Here is a 17334-nt window from a genome sequence, read left to right as displayed (position 1 = left end):
CTCAATCGAGCCCGAGTTGCCGGAGGATCGCTTCGATCCGGGGAATGTCCGAGGGGTTGTTGAGTTCCCAGAAGGCCTGGCCGCGGGATTCGACCGTCACGCATCGCACCGGAGTCCCGTTCTCCATGAAGCGCAACTGCTCGAGCCCCTCCCAGGTCTCAAGCGGACCGACGGGCCAATCCGGATAGGCGCGGAGCGCGGATCGCCGGTAGGCATAGACGCCGACATGGTGGAAGACCGGGATCTCCTCGCCGGGGCCGAGCGGCCGCCCGGTGTAGGGCAGCACCTCCTTGGAGAAATAGAGCGCGCGCCCCGAGCCATCGAAGACGGCCGTGGTGGCGCCGACCCGACCCTGTCGGCGGTCCTCGAGAAAGCCTGCGAGCGCCTGGGCGTCGCAGCGGAGCACCGGCGTCGCGACGGCGATCCCCTCGTCCGCGCGCATTGCTTCGACGAGGGCGGAGACGAACCAGGGCGGGGTCAGCGGCGCGTCGCCCTGCAGATTGACGACGATGTCATGCGCGGCGAAGTCGCGGCTGACGACGGCGCAGCGTTCGGTGCCGTTGCGGCAGCTCTCGGGGGTCATCACCACCTCGGCGCCGAAGGCTGTCGCCGCCTGCGCGATCCGCTGGTCGTCGGTGGCGACGACCACCCGGTCGATACCGGGCACCGACATGGCCGCGTCCCAGCTGCGCCGGATCAGGCTGCGCGCGACGCCGCCCGCGCCGCGCAGTTCGGCGAGCGGCTTGCCGGGGTAGCGGGTCGAAGCGTAGCGCGCGGGGATGACGATCAGAGCCAAGGGGCGGCCTCAGGAAACGAGCGACACGCCGGGCGCGTAGGCGAGAAAGAACGGATTCTCGAAGCCGGGCTTGCCGTAGGTCAGCGGCGCATGGCCATCCATCCGAACCACGCGGCCGCCGGCGCCGAGCAGCACCGCCTGACCGGCCGCGGTGTCCCATTCCATGGTGCGGCCGAGCCGAGGATAAAGGTCGGCCTCGCCCGCCGCCACCAGGCAGAACTTGAGCGAGGAGCCGGCCGAGCGGAAGGAACTGACCGGATAGCGTGCGATATATTCCTCGGTGGCCCGGTCGCGGTGCGATTTGGAGGCGACGACGACGAGGCCGGCGGGATCGGGCGCGGAAACCTTGAGAGGCACCGTCCGGCCGATGGTGTCCAGGGCGTGGGGCGCCGCTTCCTCGACCGACTCGCCGGTCGCGTCGGTGTAGAACAGGCGACCGGTCACCGGGGCGTAGACCACGCCGCGGGTCGCCACGCCGTTTTCGACGAGCGCGATGTTCACGGTGAAGTCGCCGCCGCGCCGCACGAATTCCTTGGTCCCGTCCAGCGGGTCGACGAGAAAGAACACCGGCGCGGAGATGGCGTGGCTGTCGCGCTGTTCCTCGGTGACGGCGGGGATCGCCGGAAAGGCGGCGGCGAGCCCGGCGGCGATCAGCGCGTCGGCCTTTTCGTCGGCGTCCGTGACCGGTGAGGCGTCGGACTTGGACCGGACCTCGAAATCGTCGGCCTCGTAGATCGCCATGATCACCGCTCCGGCCTCGAGCGCGAGGCGGCGCAGGGTCACGACGATCTTCTCGTAGTTCATCGGGATCTCCATCGGGGGCGCTCGGGTTCGACTCGTCTATGGACCGCCGCGCCGCGTGATGCAAACCTGGAGCTTGAAGCCGGCGGCGATTTCTGCTGCGGATGCGTCGGGACATTGGGAAGATGGAATGACCGAGATCGAACCGACGGGGACGCTGGCGCTGCAGACCATCGCGATGCCGGCCGATACCAACGCCAACGGCGATATCTTCGGCGGCTGGCTGATGGCACAGATGGATCTCGGCACCTCGGTGCTGGCGCGGGGGCGTGCCCGCGGCCGGGTGGCGACGGTCGCGGTGCGCGAGATGACGTTCCTGCGGCCGGTGTGGGTCGGCGACGTCATCTCGATCCACGCGGAAATCATCCGGCTCGGCACCACCTCGATGACCATCGATGTCGAGGCCTGGGTGCATCGGCAGCCGGCGGACGAAAGGATGAAGGTGGCGGGCGCGCGGTTCGTGTTCGTGGCGGTGGACGAGGTCGGGCGCAAGCGGTCACTGCCGGAGATGGCAGGGTGAGGGCGGCTCTGGTACTCGCCGCGCTCCTGCTCGCGGCGCAGGCCGCGGCGGCGCAGACGCCGCCGGCGCTCTTCGCCGTGACCGGGGTCGGCGCGGGCGACAAGCTCAATGTCCGGGCGGCGCCCGACGCCAAGGCGGAGGTCGTCGGAACGCTGGCGCCGGACGCGACGGGGGTGGAGGTGGTCGGGCGCGACGCCGGTGGCGAATGGGGACGGATCAATATCGGCGAGACAAGCGGCTGGGTCGCGCTCAGCCATCTCACCGCCGGGCCGGACCCCTGGGCGGAGGGCGCGCTGCCCGGCGGGCTGCGCTGCTTCGGGACCGAGCCTTTCTGGTCGATATGGCCCGAGGACAAGGCGCTGCGCTATTCCCCGGCGGACGGGGCGGGCAAGGTCCTCGGCCTGACGGCGGTGCTGGAGGGGGTGCCGCGACCCGCCTCGCGGGCGCTGGTGGCGCGGGGCAAGGTGGCGGGGATCACCGCCTTCGTCAGCCCGCGCGAATGTTCGGACGGGATGTCGGACCGGGTCTTCGGGCTCGGCATCGACGCGGTGCTGGAGGACGGGGGTGCGCCGAGGTTGCTCACCGGCTGCTGCTCGATCGCGCCTTGAGGTGGCGGGAGGGCGGCCTTTGCCGCCCAGACCGCGCGCGCGGTGCGCGCGAGTCTTTTGGCTTGTTTCGCGCCCGTTGGCGCGAAACGACTGCTCTCCAGGTTAGCAAACCTGTATGAACCGACGGGTCGCGCCCGTCAGGCGCTGGGTTTGACGCGGGTCAGCAGGAAGACGCGGGAATTGGCGTTGTAGGCGCGCAGCGGCTCGTAGGTGAATTCACCGGGCTCGGCGATGTCTTCCTGGAACGCTTCGCGCTGGCCGATCATGTTTCGCTCGGACCGGGCGCCCCAGTCGTCGAAGATCGCCACGGCCTGATCGTGGATCAGCGGCAGGCTGAAGGCGAGCGCGACCTTGGTCGCCGAATAGGTGTCGCAGTCGTAGTCGACAAGGCTGACCTTGGTGACCCCCAGCCGCTCGCGCGTTTCCGGCGTCGCGGTGTCGTCGAACCAGCCCTTGATCAGCTCCACCCCGTCGAATTTCACGCCCTGCGAGGCCATATAGGCGCGGGTCGCGGACAGGGTCGAGCGATAGGCGCCGGGCGTCCAGCCTTCGTCGGCCGATTCCTCGGGCATGCCCTCGAATGAATCGAAGCCGAACATCCGGACATGGTCGATCTTGCGCGACCGGAACTCGCGATAGACGCAGGAGAGCGAGGTGCCGCGGCTGACGCCGAATTCCAGGTAATCGCCGAGTGCCTCGGGCGACTCGCGCTCCAGCAGCTTGTCGACCGCCTCCGAAACCGAGACCGTGAAGGTGTCGACCGGCACCAGCGGCCGCCAGCTCCCGAGTCCGCGCGGGGCGAGATACTGCGTGTTGAAGCGGCTCCAGTAGCGCTTCGGAATACGCGCGATCGATTTAAGTGACTCAAGCGACATGAACATCTTCCCAAAACCCGCCGGGCACCCTAGGGGCGGGCGCCGGAGCTGTCAAACCACCGCTTAGTTAATGGCGCCGAGGTTGCGGCGCGCAAGGACCGCGAGGTCGCCGTCGCCGTGCGTCTCGATGAGATCGAGCCAGAGCTGGCTCGCGGCCTCGGTGTCGCCGGTCTCGGCCAGCGCGGCGGCGGCTTCGAACATCGCCTCGGGCAGGTCCGGATCCTCGGCGCGGGCGCGGTTCGCCTCGGCGAGCGCGGCCGCGGGGTCGCCGAGCTGGCGCAGGGTGGCGGCGCGCAGCGCCCGGGCGCGGGCGTTGTCCGGCTCCTCCGCCAGCGCGGCGCTCAGGCTCGCCTCGGCGGCGGTCCAGTCGTCCTCGGCCGCCTCGGCCCGGGCGCGCAGGATCAGCCGCGCGGCGGACGGCGGGCTCAGCCGGTCGGCGGAGGCGAGCGTTTCACGCGCGAGATCGGCCCGACCGGCGGCGAGCCAGAGCCGCCCAGCGTCCTCGATGATCGAGACGCGGAGCGGGACGCTCATCACGCGGTTGGTGTTTTGTGCCAGCCCGGTCAGCAGTTGGGCGGCGGTGGCGTCCGCGCCCATCGCTTCGAGCGCCGAGGCTTCGCAGAGCCGCGCCGCCGTGCCGCCGCCGAGCCGGTACCAGACCGATGCCTGCTCGCGGGCGGCGGCGGGGTCGGCGGCGATCGCCGGCGCGCAGTCCTCGACCCGGGTGATCTCGGCCGCCGTCGCGCCGGCGGAGCCGGCGGCGAGGGACAGCGCGAGGAAAAGGCTTCGCATAGGGGCCGCGTTCTCCTAAATGGGGGTCCGCCACAACGCGGAGGTCGGCATGGCCGGAAGGGTTCTCCTGACGCTGGGACATGGGTACTCGGCCGAGGCGCTGGCGGCAAGCGCGCCGGCGGGCTGGCGCCTGATCGGAACCACACGATCGCGGGATCGCGCGGCGGCGATGCGCTCGGCCGGCGTCGAGCCGGTCGACTGGACGGACGGGGCGGCGGTCGGAGCGGCGATCCGGCAGGCGAGCCACCTGCTCATCTCCGCGTCGCCGGACGCGACGGGCGACCCCGTGCTGCTCCGCCATGCCGGGGACCTCGCGGCGGCGCGACCCGACTGGGTCGGCTATCTCTCGACCACCGGCGTCTATGGCGACCATGGCGGCGCCTGGGTGGACGAAGAAAGCGCCCTCCGTCCGGTCCATGCGCGGGGCGAATGGCGCGTCGCGGCGGAGGCGGCCTGGCGTGCGAGCGGACTGCCCGCGCATGTCTTTCGGCTCGCCGGCATCTACGGGCCGGGGCGCAGCGCCTTCGACCGGCTGCGGGCCGGCACGGCGCGGCGGGTGATGAAGCCGGGACAGGTCTTCAGCCGTATCCACGTCGCCGACATCGCGCAGGCGCTGCTCGCCTCGATCGCCCGGCCCGCGCCCGGACGCGCCTACAATCTGGCCGACGACCTGCCCGCGCCGCCGCAGGATGTGTTGACCTACGCCGCCGAGCTCATCGGCCTGCCGCCGCCGCCGGAGGTGGATTTCGAAGCGGCCGATCTCTCGCCGATGGCGCGCAGCTTCTATGCCGAGTCAAAGCGCGTCGCGAACGGGCGCCTCCGCGAGGAGCTCGGCCTGCGCCTGCTCTATCCCGACTATCGTGCGGGACTTCGGGGCATTCTCGCGGCGGGCGGTTGAGGGCCGCGGGCAACAGCACGCGGACAAAGTTGACGCGATGCCATTCAAGGCTGGCAATCCCCGCGCGGATCGGCCAAGGATTCGCACAAAATATGGCTAGAACCGGCGCCAAAGGTCGGGTTGAGGTAGGTTGGATGTCGCAAAGGCGCCTCCGCGCTGGATTTGCCACCTTGGCGCTGGCCTCGGCCTCGGGGCTGGCGCTCGTGACCGGCGTCGCGGCCCAGCAGGCGCCATTGCCGCGCCCCAGCCTCAATCTCTACGGCACGACCGGCCTCATCGACATGCCGAGCGCGCAGGCACAGCCGGACGGTCAGGTTTCGATCGGCTACAGCCAGTTCAGCGAGACCTCGCGGCGCAACTTCACCTTCCAGATCCTGCCGCGGTTGTCCGGGACCCTGCGCTATTCGACGATCAAGAACTGGGGCCAGACCAACGACGAAGGCATCTACGATCCCTCCTACGATCTCTACGACCGCAGCTTCGACCTGCAATTTCAGCTGCTCGACGAGGATGCGAAGGGCTGGCGCCCGGCGGTGGCGATCGGGCTGCGCGATTTCCTCGGCACCGGCGTCTATTCCGGCGAATATATCGTCGCATCCAAGACCGTGGCGAATGACTTCACCCTGACTGGCGGCGTCGGCTGGGGTCGGCTGAGCGGAGTCGGTGGCTTCAAGAACCCGTTCTGCGCCCTGTCGAGCAGCTTCTGCGAGCGCGACAACGACTTTGGCGAGGGCGGCAAGGTGGCCTTCGGCACCTTCTTCCACGGCGAGGACGCGGCGCTGTTCGGCGGGGTCGAATGGCGCACGCCGATCGAGAACCTGACGCTGAAGGCGGAATATTCCTCCGACGCCTACAACCGCGAGCAGCAAAGTTCGGCCTCGACGTTCGAGCGCAAGTCGCCGTTCAATTTCGGCGCTGAATATCGCTGGCGCGAGGGCGTGACGATCGGCGGCTACTACATGTACGGCGACGCGATCGGCTTCAATATCAATCTCAGCGGCAATCCGAACAAGCCGCTGACGCCACAGGATCTCGGCACCGGACCGCTGCCGGTGAACGCGCGGCAGCCGAACGCGCCGACCGGCACCGCCTGGGCCAGCGACCCGGCCACCCGCGACCAGCTGGCGTTGGCGCTTTCCGAGGTGCTGAAGGCCGAGGGCATGCGGCTCGAGGAGATGAAGGTCGCGCCGACCGTGGTCGACGTCGTCGTCACCAACCTGCGCTTCAACGAGGAGCCGCAAGCGATCGGTCGCACCGCCCGGGTGCTCAGCGCGGGGATGCCGGCCTCGGTCGAGACCTTCCGCGTCACCATGATGCAGGACGATCTCGTCACCACGACGACGACCATCGACCGGAGCGATTTCGAAGGCCAGGTCGATCGGCCGGGCGCCACGCTGAAGAGTTGGGACAGCATCGGGCTTCAGGGCGCCATTCCCTCGCTCGGGCCAACTGCGTGGGTGCGCGACGCCTATCCTTCACTCGACTGGAGCCTGGTGCCGGCGCCCTATCTCGTGCTGCTGACGCCCAACGATCCGATCAAGCTCGGCGTCAATATCGACCTCGGCTTCCGGCTGGAGATGGCGCCCGGCCTGTCGGCGACCGCGAACGTCAGCCAGCCCTTCATCAACGTCCCGGACGATCCCGGTCCGTCCGAAACCAACCTGCCGCCGGTGCGCAGCGACGCGCCGCGCTACTATTCGGGCTATGCGCCGAAGCTGACGCAGCTGACCGCCGACTATCTCTTCAAGCTCGACCGCGATCTCTATGGCCGCGCCTCGGTGGGCCTGATCGAGCGCATGTTCGGTGGCGTCAGCGGCGAGATCCTGTGGAAGCCGGCCGAGCAGTCCTGGGGCGTCGGCGCCGAGCTCAACTGGGTGGCGCAGCGCGACTTCGACGATGCGTTCGGCTTCGGCTATTACGACTACAACGTGGTGATGGGCCTCGCCTCGGTCTATTGGGAAACCGGCTACTACGGACTCGAGACCCAGTTCTCGGCTGGCCGCTACCTCGCTGGCGACTGGGGCGGCACCGTCAACCTGACGCGACGCTTCGCCAACGGCTGGGCGGTCGGCGCCTATTTCACCCTGACCGACGTCACGTCCGAGGATTTCGGCGAGGGCAGCTTCGACAAGGGCGTGACGCTCGAGATCCCGTTCCGCTGGACCGTGCCGTTCGAGACCAAGACCAACAACAGCATCGGCCTGACTTCGGTCTCGCGTGACGGCGGCGCCAATCTCGATGTGTCGAACCGGCTCTATCCGATCGTGCGGGACTATGACCGCTATCATCTGCGGCAAAGCTGGGGGACTTTCTGGCAATGACGCGCAGGATCCTCGCGGCGGCCGCGCTGCTGCTCGCCGGCTGCACCAATCAGGGCTTCAATCCGATTCTCGTCGAGGCGGTCAACGCCGTGAACCCGTGGGACGCGCCGGACGAGGCGGCCGCCGCCAAGGGCCAGCCTGTGACGCGCGCCGCGATCGACAAGGCCGACGTGGCGACGATCCGCGCCCGGCTGGTGGCCGATCAGTCGCCGACCTATCTCTTCGCCGCCAGCAACAACGGCGGCTATGTCACCTATGCCTCCAGCCTGCGTCAGACGCTGACCTTGCGCGGTTCGCAGGTGACCGCGTCGCGCGGGCTCGGCTGGGATCTGCTCTCGGCGACTTCCAGCCAGCCCGATCCGCTGACCCGCGCCATTCCGCCCGGTCAGTGGCCGCGGCAGGTGACGCGGTCCTACGAATTCCCCTCGATCACGCCGGCGGGCCAGATCCTGAGCTTCACCTGCCGGTTCGAGTTCGGCGATGTGACCGAGATGGTGATCCTCGATCAGCGCCACCGCGGCGTGCAGGTCAGCGAGACCTGCGCTGGGCCGACCGGGAGCTTCGAGAACCTGCATTTCGCGGATGTCTCGACCGGCTTCGTCTGGCGCACGTTGCAATGGCTCGGGCCGCGGCAGGGATTGGTCGATATCGAGATCGTCCTGCCTTACACCGGAAACCCCCGCTGAAGCGCGGGGCCTCGCAGGGTCTGCTTTTCGCGGACCCGCCGCGAATGCCCTCGCCGTCGCGCCGTCCCGCCGGTGGCAGCGCGCCGCGGCGGCGCAGGCTTGCGTAGGGCGCGAGAAGTCAGATTTCCCGGAAAAGTTGAATCGGGGCGAATGTGCTCGGCTCGACCGTCGAAGACGGGCCTGCTCCGGCAAGCAGGCCCTTCACGATCTCGCCGGCGGTCGAGATCGTGAAGGAAAGGCTTTGAAAATGGCCTGGTACTCGCGGGCCACTCGCATCTCGATCGGCCGGCGAGAGGGCAGCGCGGCGCCCGCGCTGCTCAGGGATCTCGCACATCCCCGCTGGCCTTCGGCCCGCCTGCTCGCAAAACGAAAAGGCAGCACCCGTGGGCACTGCCATTTCTCTGGAGTTCGACCCGCGGTCTCCCCGACGGGAGGCCGGCGCGGGAGACCGCGGGCGTGTCTTTATCGGATCAGGAGTCGTCGTTCGAGATCGCGTAGGCGATCGCGGCGAGACCGATGACCGGGATCAGCCAAGCGGCGTTCGAACCGCCCATCGGGGCGGGCTCGGCGACCACGACCGGCTCGGCGGGCGCTTCGAAGACGAGGTTCCCAGCGAAGGCCTGACCGGCCAGCAGGAGAGCCGTCGCCGTCGTTACGATAAGTTTCATTAGTTGTCCTCCTCAGAGAGTGCGGGTCTGCGAAACTGCTAGCTCGCCCGGACCTGCGAGCGGACAAGCTAATGCCCGAACACTAACCAACTTTCCCCCGCGTTTTCAATCGCCGAAAACGGGCGGCCCGAGTAAATCGCATGTGTTGTCAAATTAGCAACACCGGGGTACCGACCTGAGCACGGTCGTACACCTCGAGGATATGCTCGTTGAAAAGACCGACGCAGCCGCTGGACGACTGTCGCCCGATCTTGCGGATATCATTGGTCCCATGGATGCGATAGGCCGGCCATCCGAGGTTCAGCGCTCGGATTCCGAGTGGATTGTCCGGTCCCGGACCGACATAGGCCGGCAGGCCGGGATGGCGCTCCAGCATCGAGGCGGTCGGCCGCCATTCGGGATCGGGCCGCTTCAGGGTAATCGTGGTACGACCGCGCCGGGTCATTTCCTCGGTCAGGGGCACCGATGTCGGATAGATGCGATAGAACCCGTCGGCGCCCCAGTAATGCAGCACCCGGTCGCTGGTGTCGCAGAGGATCGCATCCTGGGAGATGTCGCTGAAATAGTCCTGCCACTGGCGCGTGCTGAGACCCGAGATCCGGCGCAGCAGGCGCGGCGTGTCCTGGGCGTCGGGCACGAAATCGTTCTGGAGCACGTCTTCCTCGGTCGCCGCCAGGACGCCGCTCGCGCTCGCCGCCAGCGCGCCCGCGGCGCCGAGGGCCAGACGACCGAAGCGCCGGCGGTTCATAACGTCCTGGGTCATCGAAGTCCTCTCGGGTCCATGTGGCCGGCCTGGTCGTGGCCGGTTCGACGGCCTGTCGCGCGCAGGCGCGCAACGCGCGACAATATGGTGAACGACACGAACCCGCAATTCACAGTTCTGCCAGCGATGTTTTTGCAAGAAGCCGGCAACATCTTGCGAAGGTTCCATGAATGGGTTTGAACGCCGGATCGAAAGCCGATAAGCACATTGGCGTAACTCGACCAGAACGGTACTCGCCCCATGATCCGCGCAACCCTCGCCGCCCTCGCCGTCGCCTTGCTCCTCGTCGGTTGCGCGTCCGAGCAGCAGGGGGGAACGCCGCGCATCACGCCGGCCGAGACCGAGGACATCATGCTGCGGCAGCTCGATTCGGTGAACGCGGTGCGCGCCTCGGCCGGTCTTGGCGCGCTGCAATATTCGGCCGAGCTCAACGCCGCCGCCGCCACCCAGGCCCGCGACATGTCGGTGCAGGGCCGCGCCTGGCATTTCGGCTCGGACCTGACCTCGCCGCGCGAGCGGGCCTTCCGCGCCGGCTATCTGGGCGAGGTCGCCGGCGAGAATATCGCGGAAGGTACGGATTCCGATCTCACCGTGCTGAAGAGCTGGCTCGACTTCGCCGATACGCGGAAGGTGATCATGGATCCCGCCGCTCGCGGTTTCGGCTTCGCCTTCTATCAGGAAGCGACCGGCAAGATCTGGTGGGTGCAGCTGATCGGGCGGTAAGTTCGGCCGGCGGCATCGGGGGAGCGCCGGCGCGAAAGGTTCGCGGTCGGGCTCAGGCGAGGATGAAGACCGGCACGCCGGTCGGGACCATCGACCAGATCTCTTCCATCTCGGCGTCGGTCACCGCGATGCAGCCGGCGGTCCAGTCCCGGCCCCGGCGCGACTGGCGGTTCGGGCCGCCATGGATGAAGATGTCGCCGCCCGGCTTGACCCCGAGCGCCCGCGACCGGGCGAGGTCGGTCGCGTTCGGATAGCTGATCCCGAGGCTGAGATAGAATTCGCTGCGCGGGTTGCGCCGGTCGATGAAATACTGACCCTCCGGCGTGCGGCCGTCGCCCGACCGCTGCTTGTGCCCCTCGGGCGCGAAGCCGAGATTGACGCCAAAGCGCTTCAGCGTCTTTTCACCGGCCATCAGTGCCAGGACGCGGTTCGACTTCGAGATCACGATGCTCGTCGCCCGCGGCTGCGGCGTCTGCGCATAGGTTGAAGCTCGCGCCGGGACCGCGCCGAGCGCCAGAAATCCGGCCGTCAGCGCCAGGGCGTTGCGTCGGGTCCACAGATCGCGGGAAACCGTCTCGTCGGGAAAGGAATGGCCTTCTCCGGCCCCCCCGATGTCTCTTGTCCACTCGTTCATATGCCTGCTCACGTGTTGTTTGTTTTCGGGCCCATTCGGACCGCGTCATTACTGCTTGATAAGCTTGACATAACCCTAATTCGAAAGATTCGGGAAGTGGCGCCGCTGCAACGGTTCCGGCAAATCGCGCGCGATCGCCAAGGCCGCGAAGCGCCGCGCGACGCGGAGATTCAATGCAATATCAGATGGATGATCGGTCTCCGGTTCTCACGCGCCGGGCCGGGCCTCCGCCCGCGCCCTCCGCGCTCGTTCCGAGGCGCTCTTCAGCTGGCCGCAGGCGGCCATGATGTCCTCGCCGCGCGGAGTGCGGACCGGGCTCGCATAGCCCGCGCGGTTCACGATCGTCGCGAAGGCTTCGATCCGCTCGGGATCCGACCGCTCATAGGGGGCGCCGGGCCAGGGATTGAACGGGATGAGATTGATCTTGGCCGGGATGCCGGCGATCAGCTTCACCAGCCGCCGGGCGTCGGCGTCTGAATCGTTGATACCCTTCAGCATCACGTATTCGAAGGTGATCCGCTCGGAGTTCGAGAGCCGCGGATAGGCGCGGCAGGCGTCGAGCAGCGCGGCTATGTTCCATTTGCGATTGATCGGCACCAGCTGGTCGCGCACCGCGTCCGTCGTCGCATGGAACGAGATGGCGAGGAGGCAGCCGATCTCCGACCCGACCCGCGCGATCTCGGGCACCACGCCCGAAGTCGAGAGCGTGATCCGTCGGCGTGACAGCGACAGGCCCTCGTTGTCCATGGTGATCCGCATCGCGTCGCGCACCGCCTCGAAATTGTAGAGCGGCTCGCCCATGCCCATCAGCACGATGTTCGAGATCAGCCTCTTGTCGGTGGGTGCCTTGCCCCATTCGGCGAGATCGTCGCGCGCGGCGAGGATCTGGCCGACGATCTCGCCCGCGGTCAGGTTGCGCACCAGCCGCTGGGTGCCGGTGTGGCAGAAGGAACAGGTGAGCGTGCAGCCGACCTGGCTCGAGATGCAGAGCGTGCCGCGATCCGTCTCCGGAATATAGACCGCCTCGACCTCCGACCCGCCGTCGATGCGCAGCAGGTATTTCCGCGTGCCGTCCGCCGACACCTGCCGCGCCACCACCTCGGGCCGCGAGATGGCGAAGGTGCCGGCGAGCTGTGCCCGATAGTCGCGCGAGAGGTTCGACATCGCGTCGAAATCGCGCGCGCCCTTGTGGTAGATCCACTGCCAGATCTGGCCAACCCGCATCCGCGCGAGGTTTTCCGGCGTGCCGGCGGCCACCAGCGCGTCCCGCATCTCCTCGCGGGTGAGACCGACGAGGTCGCGCGGCCCCTCGGCGCGCGGCTTGCGCGGCAGAGTCAGCGCGTCCCGCAGGATCGGCACGATGGCGGTCATGTCTCGGGCGCCTTCATTCGACACGGCGGACGCGACAGCGCCCGCTGCGCTGCTAGATAAGCAATTCGCGCCGATTCCGCCAGCCCACGCGCCGCGGGTGGTTCAGCCGCAGCGCTTCTCCGCGTCGCCGACCGCCGCGGTGAAGCCCGAGAGCGAGAAGGTATCGACCGTCGTGGTTCCCCGCGCCGAGACGCCGGTGACGGTCGCGGTCGAGCCGCGCCGCAGCGCCGCGACGATCTTCGCATCCTCGGCCGGCGAGGCGGGCCAGGCCCAGGTCTGCGCGTCGGGCGCGGGGCCCGGGTTCATGCCGAAGGTCTCGCCCCCGACCTTGACGTCGACCGTGCCGCTCGACCGGAACGGATAGCCGGCGTTGAAACTCACCTCGCCCACGACCTTTTCGGCCGGGCGGAAGGTGACGAACAGGCGGATATCGCCGCGATCGACCTCGACCGCCTTGCCGTCGCGCTTGGCGGTCGAACTCTTCGGCGGCGAGACGATGTAGCATTCCTTCGGTTCGCCCGCGACGAACACGCTCCAGTCCGTGTGGGTCGCGACCGGCTTCGACGCCTGGGCCAGCGCCGGCAGCGCCGGGGCGAGCGCGAGGCAGCACACAATCGCGGAAAAAGACTTCGGCGTCATGGGTCAAGTATCTCCTGCTCGTTCAACGGTCCGTGTCCGATGGAGCGGAATGTTCGCGATCCGCCCCAAGGTCCGGCTTGTTTTTCTCGACGTCCTTCCACTAGTTTACCTCGACCGCTGGCAACTTATCTACCCCCTTGCGCGTTTTTCGCCGAATGGCGAGTTCGAAATCGATCCCCCTCGAAACACCGACGCAACCGCGAGAATCAGGCCGTCCCTTCATGTCCGCGCCGCCGTCCCCCGGACTTTCCGCCGCCAGCGACACGGACCTGATGGCGCTGATCGCCGCGCGCGACCGCGCGGCTTTCGCCGAGATGTTCGGCCGCTACGCGCACCGGGTGAAGGCCTATGTCTTGCGCTCGGGCATCGGTTCGGGCGACGCCGACGAGATCGCCCAGGACGTGATGGTGATCGTCTGGAGCCGCGCGGAGACGTTTGATCCGGCGCGGGCCGCGCCCTCGACCTGGATCTTCACCATCGCCCGCAACCGGCGGATCGACCATCTTCGCCGCGCGCATCGCCCGAGCCCGGATTTCACAGATCCGGCGTTCCAGCTCGAAGCCGAGCCCGACGGGGCGGACCAGATGGCCGCGGCGGAGCGCGACGCGCGGCTGCGCGCCGGCCTCGCCGGTCTCGGTCCGGAGCAGCGCGAGATCCTGCTCGCCGCCTTCTACGACGGGCGGAGCCATGCCGAGATCGCGGCGCGGCTCGGCTTGCCGCTTGGCACGGTGAAGTCGAGGATCCGGCTGGCCTTTCGTCACCTGCGCGGGATATTGGGCGACGATCTGGTCGAGGAGTCGGGCGATGATTGAGGGCGTTTGCATGGTCGAGGCCTGGCGCGGCGGCTTCGCGGAATCCGCGCATCGCGGCCACGCCGTCCTCTGCGACGCGCGCGGCGAGATCCGCGCCGCCTGGGGCGATCCGGATCGGGTGATCCTGCCGCGCTCTTCCTGCAAGATGCTTCAGGCCCTGCCACTTGTGGAGAGCGGCGCGGCGGACCTCTCCTCCGAACAGCTGGCGCTCGCCTGCGCTTCGCACCGGGGCGCGGCGATGCATGTCGGCCGGGTCGCCGCCTGGCTCGCCGATCTCGGCCTGTCGGAGGCGGATCTGCGCTGCGGGTCGCAGGTGCCCGACGACCGCGAGGAACGTGGCCGCCTGCGTGAGGCGTTCGAGGCGCCGTGCCAGCTGCATAACAACTGCTCGGGCAAGCACGCGGGTTTTCTCACCCTCAACCGCCATCTTGGCGGCGACCCGGAATATGTCGAGCCGGAGCATGTCGTGCAGCGCGCCGTCCGCGCCGCCTTCGAAGAGATGACCGGCGCGCCCAGCCCGGGCTACGGCATCGACGGCTGCTCGGCGCCGAACTTCGCCACCACTGTCCATGGCCTCGCCTGGGCGATGGCGCGGATGGCCGATCCCGCCGGCCTGGGGCGCGCGCGCGGCGAGGCGGCGACCGCGCTCGTCTCGGCGATGCGCGCCCATCCCCTGCTCGTCGATGGCGAGGGGGCGGCCAGTTCCGAACTGATGGCGGCGACCGGCGGCGCCGTCGCCGTCAAGACCGGCGCCGAGGGTGTCTTCGTCGCCATATGGCCGGAGCGCGGCCTCGGCCTCGCGCTGAAGATCGAGGACGGGGGAACCCGCGCCAGCGAATGCGCCGTCGCCGCTCTGCTCGTCCGGCTGGGGGTGCTCGAGGCGAACGATCCCGCCGCGTTGCGCCGCATGGCCGCGCCGCAAGTCAACCGCCGGGGGCTCGTCGTCGGCGAGATCCGCCCCTCCGCGGCGCTCTGGGGCAACGGCGCGCCGCTCTGAGGCCATTCGCGGAAGCCTTTTTCCGGGTACCGGCACCGGCGAGCGGCTACTCTTGTCGGCCAGCCGATTCGGGCGTATTTCACCGCGCATGACGCGGCTCTTCGACATGGACGACCACGCGCGCCTGCCCTGGAGGTTCTTCGGGCGGGGCGTGCGACTGTTCGGCGGGGCCTGACCCGCCCCCAGCCATCGTCGTCCGCCTCGATCGCCAGCCCCCCGCGTGGGAGAACAGCATGTCCGCACCAAAGACCATCTACGACAAGATCTGGGACGCCCATCTGGTGCATGAGGCACCGGACGGCACCTCCCTGCTCTATATCGACCGCCATCTCGTCCATGAGGTGACGAGCCCGCAGGCCTTCGAAGGGCTGCGCATGACCGGGCGCAAGGTGCGGGCGCCGGAGAAGACGACGGCGGTCCCCGACCATAACGTGCCGACCGATCTCGACCGCGCCAAGGGCATCGCCAACGAGGAAAGCCGGATCCAGGTCGAGACCCTGCGCCAGAACGCGGCCGATTTCGACGTCGAGATCTACGACGTTTCCGACGTGCGCCAGGGCATCGTCCATATCATCGGGCCGGAGCAAGGGTTGACCCAGCCCGGCATGACCATCGTCTGCGGCGACAGCCACACCGCCACTCATGGCGCCTTCGGCGCGCTGGCGCACGGCATCGGCACCTCGGAGGTCGAGCATGTGCTCGCCACCCAGACGCTGATCCAGAAGAAGTCCAGGAACATGAAGGTCGAGGTGCGCGGCACCCTGCCCTTCGGTGTCACGGCCAAGGATATCACCCTCACGATCATCGGCGAGACCGGCACCGCCGGCGGCACCGGCCATGTCATCGAATACATGGGCGAGGCGATCCGCGATCTTTCGATGGAAGGCCGGATGACCGTCTGCAACATGGCGATCGAGGGCGGCGCCCGCGCCGGGCTGATCGCGCCCGACGACAAGACCTTCGCCTATGTGAAGGGCCGGCCGCGCGCGCCGAAGGGTGGGCAGTGGGAGATGGCCGAAGCCTACTGGCGCACGCTCTTCACCGACGAGGGCGCGCATTTCGACAAGGAGTTGATCCTCGACGCCGCGAAGATCGCGCCGGTCGTCACCTGGGGCACCAGCCCGGAAGACGTGCTGCCGATCACCGCCACCGTGCCGAATCCGGAGGATTTCGCCGGCGGCAAGGTCGATGCCGCGCGGCGCAGCCTCGAATACATGGGCCTCACCCCCGGCCAGCGCCTCTGCGACGTTGCGATCGACACGGTGTTCATCGGCTCCTGCACCAATGGCCGGATCGAGGATCTGCGCGAGGTGGCGAAGGTGATGGAAGGCCACCGCGTCAAGGACGGAATTCGGGCGATGATCGTACCGGGCTCCGGCCTCGTGCGGTTGCAGGCCGAGGAGGAAGGCATCGCCCAGAAGCTGATCGAGGCGGGCTTTGACTGGCGGATGGCCGGCTGTTCGATGTGCCTCGGCATGAACCCCGACCAGCTCAGCCCGGGCGAGCGCTGCGCCTCGACCTCGAACCGCAATTTCGAGGGACGGCAGGGCTACAAGGGCCGCACCCATCTGCTCAGCCCCGCGATGGCGGCGGCGGCGGCGATCACCGGCCGGCTGACGGACGTGCGCGAGCTGATGTGAGGCTATTCGGCGGGCGCCGTCGCGGCGCCCGGCCGGCCAAGCTCCCTGAAATGCCGCAGCGTGCTGACCACGATCGCCACGTGAATCCCGAGTGCGATCCCGAGGCCGGTGGCATGCGCGGCGAAGCCGACCCCCGGCAGGGCGGCGATGGTCGCGATGGTCAGAAGACCGAGCGGCAGGAATATGAGAATCGAGGTGACGAGGCCGGGGTCATAGACCCGCAGCCGCGCGCTCGCCCCGACATGGGCCAGCGCGTTGACCACGAGGCAATAGGGCGCGGCCAGCCCCCAACCGGCCCCGAGGAGCCAGCCGGCACAGAAGGCGCCGAGATTGAGGCCCCAGACGATCGGCAGGTTGATGACGAGCACCGCCCGCGTGGTCAGCCCGTCGAGCCCATGGAAGAGATAGTGGTTGGCGAACCGCCGGAACCGGTCGTGCGTGTGTTCCTCGGCCTGATGCAGCATGTAGGCCGGGCTGTGCAGGAACAGCAGGAACAGCGCCGGCGTCAGGCCGACGAAGACGACCGGCGCGAAGAGCAGCAGCGCGCAGGCCATGAACAAGGCGCAAGCGACCCAACGTCCGGCCAGCCAGTCGATCGCCGTGTCCTTCATGCCGTGACACCTCCGAGGTCCGGTCCGACATAGGATGACTTGGTTAACGGGAAGTCAAAGCCTTGGTCAGGTTCAAACTGATACCAACGGCCCATCTCGTCGACTTTCCGACCAAGCGCGCCGAAGGCACGCGAGGCGCAGGCCCGACAAAGCCGAGGCACCGCCTCGGCCGGGCCGAT

Annotated in this window: 20 protein-coding genes; 9 read left to right on the top strand and 11 right to left on the bottom strand. The window is 68.5% G+C overall.

From position 1 onward, the window contains the following. Position 1: 1 nt before the first annotated feature. Positions 2 to 796: a manno-octulosonate cytidylyltransferase gene (locus Q0480_RS15025; RefSeq protein ID WP_299134131.1), complete on the bottom strand. Its 795-nt coding sequence runs from the start codon at positions 794 to 796 to the stop codon at positions 2 to 4. 9 nt (positions 797 to 805) lie between these two features. Next, positions 806 to 1600, bottom strand: coding sequence for a 3'(2'),5'-bisphosphate nucleotidase CysQ (gene cysQ / locus Q0480_RS15020; RefSeq protein WP_299134129.1), 795 nt, complete (start codon positions 1598 to 1600; stop codon positions 806 to 808). 127 nt (positions 1601 to 1727) lie between these two features. Between cysQ and Q0480_RS15015 the strand changes: the two genes are divergently transcribed. Beyond that, positions 1728 to 2117, top strand: coding sequence for a hotdog domain-containing protein (locus Q0480_RS15015; RefSeq protein WP_299134128.1), 390 nt, complete (start codon positions 1728 to 1730; stop codon positions 2115 to 2117). Beyond that, positions 2114 to 2725: an SH3 domain-containing protein gene (locus Q0480_RS15010; protein WP_299134127.1), complete on the top strand. Its 612-nt coding sequence runs from the start codon at positions 2114 to 2116 to the stop codon at positions 2723 to 2725. The genes Q0480_RS15015 and Q0480_RS15010 overlap by 4 nt, the downstream gene beginning before the upstream one ends. A gap of 137 nt (positions 2726 to 2862) precedes the next feature. On the opposite strand, the gene Q0480_RS15005 is transcribed toward Q0480_RS15010, so the two are convergent. Both Q0480_RS15005 and Q0480_RS15000 read right to left on the bottom strand, forming a co-directional pair. Then, the gene (locus Q0480_RS15005) at positions 2863 to 3600 is read right to left on the bottom strand and encodes a TylF/MycF/NovP-related O-methyltransferase (RefSeq protein ID WP_299134125.1); all 738 of its coding nucleotides are present in this window, start codon (positions 3598 to 3600) and stop codon (positions 2863 to 2865) included. Positions 3601 to 3663: 63 nt separating this feature from the next. Then, a complete protein-coding gene (locus Q0480_RS15000) occupies positions 3664 to 4392 on the bottom strand; it encodes a hypothetical protein (protein ID WP_299134124.1) in 729 nt (242 codons plus the stop codon). A 49-nt stretch (positions 4393 to 4441) separates the two neighbouring features. On the opposite strand from Q0480_RS15000, the gene Q0480_RS14995 reads away from it, so the two are divergent. The 3 genes from Q0480_RS14995 (at position 4442) to Q0480_RS14985 (ending at position 8297) form a co-directional block, all read left to right on the top strand. Next, positions 4442 to 5290, top strand: coding sequence for an SDR family oxidoreductase (locus Q0480_RS14995; RefSeq protein WP_299134123.1), 849 nt, complete (start codon positions 4442 to 4444; stop codon positions 5288 to 5290). 134 nt (positions 5291 to 5424) lie between these two features. Next, the gene (locus Q0480_RS14990) at positions 5425 to 7611 is read left to right on the top strand and encodes a YjbH domain-containing protein (protein ID WP_299134121.1); all 2187 of its coding nucleotides are present in this window, start codon (positions 5425 to 5427) and stop codon (positions 7609 to 7611) included. Next, positions 7608 to 8297, top strand: a complete 690-nt coding sequence (locus tag Q0480_RS14985; protein WP_299134120.1) for a YjbF family lipoprotein — start codon at positions 7608 to 7610, stop codon at positions 8295 to 8297. Before Q0480_RS14990 ends, Q0480_RS14985 begins: the two co-directional genes overlap by 4 nt. Positions 8298 to 8767: 470 nt before the next feature. Here Q0480_RS14985 and Q0480_RS14980 read toward each other — a convergent pair whose 3' ends face one another. Beyond that, positions 8768 to 8965: a hypothetical protein gene (locus Q0480_RS14980; protein WP_299134119.1), complete on the bottom strand. Its 198-nt coding sequence runs from the start codon at positions 8963 to 8965 to the stop codon at positions 8768 to 8770. Between the two features lie 148 nt (positions 8966 to 9113). Further along, positions 9114 to 9728, bottom strand: coding sequence for a L,D-transpeptidase (locus Q0480_RS14975; protein ID WP_299134117.1), 615 nt, complete (start codon positions 9726 to 9728; stop codon positions 9114 to 9116). A gap of 240 nt (positions 9729 to 9968) precedes the next feature. Between Q0480_RS14975 and Q0480_RS14970 the strand changes: the two genes are divergently transcribed. After that, complete coding sequence (locus Q0480_RS14970) at positions 9969 to 10451, top strand: CAP domain-containing protein (RefSeq protein ID WP_299134116.1); 483 nt, start codon at positions 9969 to 9971, stop codon at positions 10449 to 10451. A 52-nt stretch (positions 10452 to 10503) separates the two neighbouring features. Here Q0480_RS14970 and Q0480_RS14965 read toward each other — a convergent pair whose 3' ends face one another. The 3 genes from Q0480_RS14965 to Q0480_RS14955 form a co-directional block, all read right to left on the bottom strand. After that, complete coding sequence (locus tag Q0480_RS14965) at positions 10504 to 11085, bottom strand: L,D-transpeptidase family protein (protein WP_299134115.1); 582 nt, start codon at positions 11083 to 11085, stop codon at positions 10504 to 10506. Between the two features lie 207 nt (positions 11086 to 11292). Continuing rightward, entirely contained in the window at positions 11293 to 12456 is a 1164-nt protein-coding gene (rlmN, locus tag Q0480_RS14960; protein ID WP_299134114.1) for a 23S rRNA (adenine(2503)-C(2))-methyltransferase RlmN, read from the bottom strand. Between the two features lie 102 nt (positions 12457 to 12558). Continuing rightward, the gene (locus Q0480_RS14955) at positions 12559 to 13095 is read right to left on the bottom strand and encodes an invasion associated locus B family protein (RefSeq protein ID WP_299134112.1); all 537 of its coding nucleotides are present in this window, start codon (positions 13093 to 13095) and stop codon (positions 12559 to 12561) included. 272 nt (positions 13096 to 13367) lie between these two features. Between Q0480_RS14955 and Q0480_RS14950 the strand changes: the two genes are divergently transcribed. From Q0480_RS14950 to leuC, 3 genes are all read left to right on the top strand, one after another. Further along, entirely contained in the window at positions 13368 to 13907 is a 540-nt protein-coding gene (locus tag Q0480_RS14950; RefSeq protein ID WP_299134110.1) for a sigma-70 family RNA polymerase sigma factor, read from the top strand. Next, positions 13900 to 14904, top strand: coding sequence for an asparaginase (locus Q0480_RS14945; protein ID WP_299134108.1), 1005 nt, complete (start codon positions 13900 to 13902; stop codon positions 14902 to 14904). The genes Q0480_RS14950 and Q0480_RS14945 overlap by 8 nt, the downstream gene beginning before the upstream one ends. Before the next feature lie 233 nt (positions 14905 to 15137). Beyond that, a complete protein-coding gene (gene leuC / locus Q0480_RS14940) occupies positions 15138 to 16544 on the top strand; it encodes a 3-isopropylmalate dehydratase large subunit (RefSeq protein ID WP_299134107.1) in 1407 nt (468 codons plus the stop codon). A 2-nt stretch (positions 16545 to 16546) separates the two neighbouring features. Here leuC and Q0480_RS14935 read toward each other — a convergent pair whose 3' ends face one another. Together Q0480_RS14935 and Q0480_RS14930 are read right to left on the bottom strand one after the other, a co-directional pair. Next, the gene (locus Q0480_RS14935) at positions 16547 to 17155 is read right to left on the bottom strand and encodes an HXXEE domain-containing protein (RefSeq protein WP_299134106.1); all 609 of its coding nucleotides are present in this window, start codon (positions 17153 to 17155) and stop codon (positions 16547 to 16549) included. Continuing rightward, on the bottom strand, positions 17152 to 17334 hold a 183-nt coding region (locus Q0480_RS14930), incomplete at its 5' end, for a hypothetical protein (RefSeq protein ID WP_299134105.1). The genes Q0480_RS14930 and Q0480_RS14935, both read right to left, overlap by 4 nt.

It is taken from the genome of uncultured Amaricoccus sp., assembly GCF_937891315.1.
Taxonomy (GTDB): domain Bacteria; phylum Pseudomonadota; class Alphaproteobacteria; order Rhodobacterales; family Rhodobacteraceae; genus Amaricoccus.
Note: the sequence above shows the minus strand (reverse complement) of the source record. Positions and strands in the feature narration are given on the sequence as shown.